Below are 7,550 nucleotides of genomic sequence, written 5' to 3' on the forward strand. Positions count from 1 at the left end.
GAAAGTTGGATGAAAATACCGTGGACCTAAGGCTTATCGATAATAAAGGCGACAACACTCTGGAAAACTTATTAAAAGAAACCATTACTAAAGACTCTAAAATTAGTATTCAAACCGCGGCCTTTTCGATATTTGCATTTCATGCTTTGCAAAAGGAGATTCGAAAATCAAAAGAGCTGCGAGTAATTTTGACTAAATCTTTCTTTGAAAAGGAAGAAACTGGGTTCCTAAAGCGATATGAGATTGCCCAGGATGATGAAGATATTTCTGGAAATAAATACGAAATAAAATTGCGTAATAAAATGAATGCCGCGTTCATTGCGCGAGAAACTGCAAGGCTGATTGAAGAGAAGGTTCAAGTTCATCAATTGGCTAATAATCAAAGTGCGTTAGATGAGTTGTTGATTGAAAATTCAAGGGATATTTCTAGAAATGTTGTTGTCCCTTCGATGTTTAAATTCACTTCCGATGGGCTGGGCATTACCTCTTCAAATAATGTTTCTTCAATGACAGGTATTATTGGAGAGCCCAATCATCTTGCTGGTTTAAAAAAAGATTTTGATGATATTTGGCAGGATCCACATAGATCTAAGGAAGTGACTGATAAAGTATTAGGCAAAGTGAAGACAATCTATCAAGAGAATTCTCCGGAATGGATATACTTTGTTTCGCTTTACCATATCTTCCATGATAAGCTCAGCGAGCTTGATGAGCAGGAGACGGTGCCAGAAGGATCTGGACTGAAGGACTCTGTTGTCTGGAACAAACTTTATCAATTTCAAAAAGATGGCGTAATGGGTCTCATTCGCAAATTAGAGAAGTACAATGGTGCGATTCTTGCGGATTCAGTGGGACTCGGGAAAACCTTCTCAGCCTTAGCCGTGATCAAGTACTATGAGCTGCAGCGAAAGCGAGTTCTTGTCTTAGCGCCGAAACGGTTGCGAGAGAACTGGACGTTGTATACAAACCCAGATAAGAGAAATATTCTCTTTGATGACTATTTCAACTATACCGTTCTGAATCATACCGATCTTTCAAGGTACAAAGGAATGAGTGGCGAGATTAAACTTGACACTTTTCTTTGGTCTGACTTTGATTTGGTAGTAATTGATGAATCGCACAACTTCCGCAATAATGACACGAGTGTGAATCGAGGAACCAAATCCCGTTATCAACGATTAATGGAGGACATTATTCGGGCAGGGCGGAAAACAAAAGTATTAATGCTTTCAGCAACGCCGATTAATAATCGGATGGCTGATCTACGTAATCAAATTAGCTTTATTACTGAGGGGAACACGAATGCGTTAGCAGAATATGGTATTGACGATATTGATACTGAATTGAGATTAGCCCAAAGAGCATTTAATGAATGGATGGAACTTGCGGAAGGAGAACGCACTACTCAAAACTTTATTGATCGCATTAATCCTGGCTATTTTCGCCTACTTGATATGTTGACTATTGCCCGAAGTAGAAAGCATATTGAAAAATATTATGATACGAAATCTATTGGAGACTTCCCAATCCGGCTGAAACCAATAACTGTTAAATCAGACATTGATAGTGCGGGGAACTTTCCGGAGCTTCAACGAGTGTATGAGGATATTGGGAATTTAAACCTGTCCATGTATCAACCTTTGCAGTATGTAAGAGTTGATAAGAGGCGATATTACGAAGAGCTGTATGATACCGAAGTTAAGGGTGGCAAGTCTTCATTTAGACAAGTAGATCGTGAACGTGCACTGGCAAGCTTAATTCGGACTAACCTTCTTAAGCGGTTAGAAAGCTCGATTTCTTCTTTTGGATTAACACTAGATCGAATGACTAATGGGATTGAGGAGGCACTTCAAGATATTGAAAAGCATAGAACTAACCAGGTGAAAATGGCCAGCATTACCGATGTGGATGATGAGGATTTGGACGCGATGCTCGAAGAGCAATCTGTTGGCACAAAGACAAAAATTCTAATCGGCGATATGGATTTAATCAAGTGGAAGCAGGCTTTAGATGAAGATCTATTTATCCTAAAGGCATTACAACATGCCACGCATGAGGTAACACCGAACCGTGATGCAAAACTTCAAGACCTAGAGAAATTGATCAAGGCTAAGTACGATCATCCAATCAATCCTGGCAATCAAAAAGTTATTATCTTTTCCGCGTTTTCAGACACAGCGACTTATTTGTATAAGAATCTTGCACCGCGCGTTAAAGCTGAGTATGGCATAAATACAGCATTGGTTACCGGTGGATCAGCTCCAAATGCATCAACAATGAAGGGCATCTCAATAAATGATATGACTGACATTCTAACTAATTTTTCTCCCATCTCAAAAGGGCGCGCACAGATAGATTCTGGTATAACCGATGAAATAGACTTGTTAATAGCGACGGACACAATCTCTGAAGGCCAAAACTTGCAAGATGCTGACTACCTAATCAACTATGATATTCATTGGAATCCGGTGCGTGTGATACAGCGTTTTGGCCGAATTGATCGTATTGGCTCACGCAATAAATACATTCAACTCGTTAACTTCTGGCCGAATGTGGATCTGGATACCTATTTAAACTTGGAACAGCGTGTAAAAGGCCGAATGGTCATGCTTAACACAGCTGCAACAGGTGAAGAAGATATGCTGAATACAGATACAAATAAAGAGATGAATGATTTGAAGTATCGCAAGAAACAACTTCAACAACTTCAGAACGAGGTTGTTGATCTGGAGGATCTTAATGGCGCTATTTCGATTACGGATATGACTTTTAATGAATTTAAAGCCGATCTTCAAAATGCTCTCAAGAATCACGAGAAGGATCTAAATACCGCTCCACTTGGAATGTATGCTATTACATCCAGAGTGAACCTTCCTGAAGCGGATCCCGGAATTATTCTTGTTTTGAAGCAATCAGTTACTAGTCAAGAAAAAGAGAATAGTATTCTACCTTATATCGTTATTTATATGAGAATGGATGGCACGGTTAAGACTAATTATATGTACGCAAAACAGACCTTAGATTTCTTTAAAAAATTAAGTTTGGGGAAAAGAGAGGTTAATCAGGAGTTGGTTGAGGAATTTTATGCGGAAACTAACGGTGGTAGTGATATGTCGGTATATTCTGATATTCTAAGTCAGGCCATTCAAGCAATTAAGGGTGAACAAGAGGAAATTGGTGTGGATTCAATGTTTACACCAGGTGGAACAAACGTCCGCGCAAGTGTGTTAGATAGCCCAGATGACATCGAGTTAATTTCTTTCTTAATTATCAGATAGGAGTTCAGAAGCAGATGTTAGAGACGAGGAACATTATAAGATGGTGGGGCTTTCCTTCTGCAACAATTATTAATCGAAATTTTCCGAAAACTCAATTATTTGCGCATATGAAAAATGCAAAGGACAAACAATTCTTAACTGATGTCGTCCAGAGTATCTATATGTTAGCAAATCTTAAAACAAGTAACACCCATATTCCGACTTATGAATCAGACCAAGAACTTTATACGGAAATTTGGTTTTATTATGTTAGGACAAAGGAAACTGGTAAAGCAAATGCGATTTATAAGCTGCTAGCTAGCCTGATCCCATATCCAATCGTTTTAATCGTTGATAACCTAGATAGCTTTGTAATAATAACTGGCCGTTTTGAACGTCAGGCTGATGACTATTTAAAGTTGATAACTGTTTACTCTTCTCCTGAGTATCCAAATGAACAGGCTAAGTTCGAAATCGAGCGCACCGCGCTCATGTCGATGCCAAAACAAAGCCTTAAGACAGTTTATGATGGACTAAGGGATGAAATGACCACCCGGTTGGCTCAAAATCAATATGGAAAGGAACTTGGTAAGGTAACAAGCGAGAAGAAGGATTTGTTGGATAGTCTCAGTTCTCAGATTGATAGATTGAAAGCACAGATAGGGAAGGAAAAACAAATAAATCGCCGAGTTGAAATGCAAGTAGAGTTGCAGAAAGTTAAGAATGAATTTAATGATTTAATCAGCGAGAAGGAAGGCAGTGAGAATAATGAAAAAGAATACTAATGAGGTGGACTCAGGCTCCCTCGACCTAACGAAGGAAAATATTGAGAAGCTAAAAAATCTTTTTCCAGAGATTTTAGCCGACGGGAGGATTAATTTCGATAAATTACGCTTGATTTTGGGTGATGCGGTCGATGATTCTGCGGAAAAGTATAGCTTCAATTGGCATGGTAAGCGTAAGACCATAAAAATCGCCCAGCAGTCAACAACCGCGACTCTGAGACCAAACAAAGATAAGTCAAGAGATTGGGATAATACACAAAACATTTATATTGAGGGTGATAATCTTGAGGTTTTAAAAACACTTCAAAAATCATATTCAAATCGCATTAAAATGATTTACATTGATCCCCCTTATAATACTGGGAAAGATTTTGTCTACAAAGATAATTTCCATGACTCAATGAAGAACTATATGGAGCAAACTGGTCAAGTTGATAGTGAAGGAAATAGTCTTAGTGTCAATCCTGATACAAGCGGACGATATCATACTGATTGGTTAAATATGATGTATCCAAGACTAAGATTAGCGAGGAATTTGCTAACTGAAGATGGCATTATTTTTGCCTCGATTGATGACGCTGAGGTTTCTAGATTGCGGATGCTTATGGATGAGATATTTGGCGGTGATAATTTTATCCTCGAAGTTGCATGGCGGAGGACTGATAATCAACCAAATATAGGTAAGGTTGCAAGGGTAAAGGAATATATCTTAATTTATGCGAAAAATAATAAACGTGTTCAAGTTGGACGTTTGCCGCTATCAGATAAAGCGCTTAAGGAATATCGTTATGAGGATAGTCTTGGGGGTAAGTTTAGGCGAGGAATTTTGCTGGATAAGACTAGGGGGCGGCATTTGTACCCGGTTACTACAAAAGGTGGAAAAGTTTTAAACGGGCCTTGGATGGTGACTGAAAAGAAGCTAAAGGAAATGGATAAAAATAATGAAGTATATTGGACTTCTAGTGGTGATGAACAACCATATAGTAAAACTTACCTTTCAAAAAGTACGGGTGCTATACCTAATGATTTCTGGGGCCTTGAATTCGGTTCCAATCAACGCGCAAGTTTGGAAGTGGAATCGTTATTTGGTAAACGCATCTTCGACTTTCCTAAGCCAGTATCCTTGTTGAAGAATATCATTAAATTAGGTGCTGCTGAGGATTCGATTATTCTGGATTTCTTTAGTGGGTCTGCCTCAACAGCAGAAGCAACAATGCAGTTGAATGCTGATGATGGGGGGGAGAGAAGATTTATTATGGTTCAGTTGCCAGAGCAGACGCCGCAAGACAGCAAAGCCTATGAGGCCGGCTATCGGTCAATACCACAAATCGCAGAGGATAGAATCAAATTGGCTGGTGATAAGATACTTTCTTCAACTCCGAAAAGTGGGAAAATAATAGATGTTGGATTCAAGGTGTTTGAGCTTGGGGAATCAAATATTAAGGAATGGAATCTAGATTCGGATAACTTGAATAAACAGATTGAAATGCAGCTGGATAACATTAGTAACAGATCAGAGGACCTTGATTTGGTTTATGAGATTATGTTGAAACAGGGGCTCGATTTATCGTTAGACGTTAATATGATTGTAAGTGGAACTTCCAGAATTTATAAGATAGCTTTTGGCGCATTATTTATTATTCTGGGAGAGAATATCAGAACAGAAACAGCTGCAAGAGTCATCGAAATTATTAGGGCGGACGGGTTAGAAAACGTTGTTGTGGTCTTTAAGGATACCGGATTCGAAAGTGACGCGGATAAGTTAAATGCGATTGAGATATTAAATGCTGGTGGTATCGGCTATGATGATATATTAAGCATATAGAAAGGGCGTTTACTGTGGTTGCTGAGAAGATAAATTTGGAGGATTTGTCTCGAACATTCAATTCGTTCGTAAAGCAAGATACTTTTGATCAAAATATTAGTCTGTATCTTTTAAATACACGATCGGATCCGACAGAAATATATCAAATTGAAGCGGATTCTAATATTAAGACAAGAATATTTAGTATTATTACGGATCAGTATGATTCTCGGCGCTTTCAGGAGAAAGAAATTACTGATTATGATCCAGTAGTAACTAAGAATGACACACATCAGCAGTTGTTAGCAACTCAGTATGATAGTGTGTGGTCAGTAGTGAGCGCCCTGACGAATAAACCGGAACTAAATCATACAAGTAAAGGTGTTCCCGAGGAACGCTTCTCGGATTATATGGTAGAGTTTTCAATTAACGGTGTGATCTATCATGCAATCGGTAGTTTTTCTTCCATCTCAAAAATGAGAAAAATCGGAATATTTGCCAATTTCAATAATAACAAGCTTAAGCAACTAAAGAAGGACGGATTTGTTGGTCTAAACAGTCGTATTGATACGCTAGAGATAGGTGGACAAAATATATTGATTCATGGATCCCAAGGATTTGAGCGTGTGTTTGAACTGAAAAAATTATTCTCAAAAGAAGCAAAAAGAACTTTAGAATCGGAGAATTTTATTGGTCATGTCACAAAAGAGTCTTTGGATAATATGGGAAAAACCGTAACCAATGGCGGAAGAATTGCTAGAAGACTGACAAAGTTAAGAAATGATGAGTCGCGACTAAATGATTTTTTTGTGCACATTGATAAAGTGAATGATATCGTTGGAAACCAGAATTATAAGAATTTCAAGAAATTTGATTCGGTAGCATATGATTCAAAGACGAAGAAGTTATCAGTTCCAGCTGGCAAAGAAGAGCAGTTACTAAATATTATTTCTGATGGGAATTATCGTGCCGAGGTATCAGGGCATGTTGGTTATGATGAAGGGAGGTAGTGTAAGTTGATGAACGGATATTGGCAGAAGTGGTTGTTTTTTATTACTTCGTACTTTCCGTTATACTGCCTAATGATATTTGGAAAACTGGATTATTCTAATGATATTTGGTTTCAAGTAAGATCAAACTATTCTTATTTTTTTGTGTTAGTAGTATTTATTTTAATTTCCATTATTCATTCATTCGTTCTTTTAAAGGGCGATGGTTCAGAGACAAAAAAACTTCCTAAGGAGATGGCAATTTCCCCCGAGAGTGAGTCATTGATGAACTATGTGATTACATATATCACTCCACTCCTGTCCTTGAAAATTGAAGACAAAAATTCCGTTATTACAAATGCTATCTTGTTTTTAGTAATCGGATTAATCTATGTCGGATCAAGTGCAACCTTTTTGAACCCATTATTGGGGATTTTGGGTTATAAAATATTCGGCGTTAATAATCTTCCTGGTGCTCATCATCTCATCTCTAAGCTATCGTTTGATGAGTTGGAAAAGGCCAGGAACAATCAAGAATTGGTTGTTATGCTTAGGATCGGTGAGGGTGTGTATACAATTAAAGAGAAACGAGAGAAGAACAACTTGACAGGAATGAAACGGGGCCTATAATATGACGAACGAACGAACGAACGAACGAACGAACGAACGAACGAACGAACGAACGAACGAACGAACGAACGAACGAACGAACGAA

The 7,550-nt window shown here is 38.2% G+C and carries 5 protein-coding genes; all 5 read left to right on the forward strand.

Features of this window, described 5'->3' with window-relative positions:
• Window positions 1–5 precede the first annotated feature (5 nt).
• Genes OCU21_RS07345 through OCU21_RS07365 form a run of 5 tightly spaced genes read left to right on the forward strand, consistent with a single transcriptional unit; the run spans window position 6 to window position 7,465 of the window.
• Window positions 6–3,278, forward strand: coding sequence for a helicase-related protein (locus OCU21_RS07345; RefSeq protein ID WP_261806791.1), 3,273 nt, complete (start codon window positions 6–8; stop codon window positions 3,276–3,278).
• A gap of 14 nt (window positions 3,279–3,292) precedes the next feature.
• Window positions 3,293–4,042, forward strand: a complete 750-nt coding sequence (locus OCU21_RS07350) for a DUF4391 domain-containing protein (RefSeq protein WP_261806792.1) — start codon at window positions 3,293–3,295, stop codon at window positions 4,040–4,042.
• Window positions 4,026–5,867 (forward strand): site-specific DNA-methyltransferase, encoded by a 1,842-nt coding sequence (locus OCU21_RS07355; protein ID WP_261806793.1) that lies wholly within the window; start codon window positions 4,026–4,028, stop codon window positions 5,865–5,867. The genes OCU21_RS07350 and OCU21_RS07355 overlap by 17 nt, the downstream gene beginning before the upstream one ends.
• 14 nt (window positions 5,868–5,881) lie before the next feature.
• Window positions 5,882–6,856, forward strand: a complete 975-nt coding sequence (locus tag OCU21_RS07360) for a Kiwa anti-phage protein KwaB-like domain-containing protein (protein WP_261806794.1) — start codon at window positions 5,882–5,884, stop codon at window positions 6,854–6,856.
• A gap of 9 nt (window positions 6,857–6,865) precedes the next feature.
• Complete coding sequence (locus OCU21_RS07365) at window positions 6,866–7,465, forward strand: KwaA family protein (RefSeq protein ID WP_261806795.1); 600 nt, start codon at window positions 6,866–6,868, stop codon at window positions 7,463–7,465.
• The last annotated feature ends 85 nt before the right edge of the window (window positions 7,466–7,550 follow it).

Source organism: Lapidilactobacillus luobeiensis, assembly GCF_024345205.1.
GTDB classification, from domain to species: Bacteria; Bacillota; Bacilli; order Lactobacillales; family Lactobacillaceae; genus Lapidilactobacillus; species Lapidilactobacillus luobeiensis.

Excerpts from the sequence above, each read along its gene's own strand:
- OCU21_RS07365 (WP_261806795.1), top strand. The coding sequence starts at position 6,866 with ATGAACGGATATTGGCAGAAGTGGTTGTTTTTTATTACTTCGTACTTT.
- OCU21_RS07350 (WP_261806792.1), top strand. The coding sequence starts at position 3,293 with ATGTTAGAGACGAGGAACATTATAAGATGGTGGGGCTTTCCTTCTGCA.
- OCU21_RS07355 (WP_261806793.1), top strand. The coding sequence starts at position 4,026 with ATGAAAAAGAATACTAATGAGGTGGACTCAGGCTCCCTCGACCTAACG.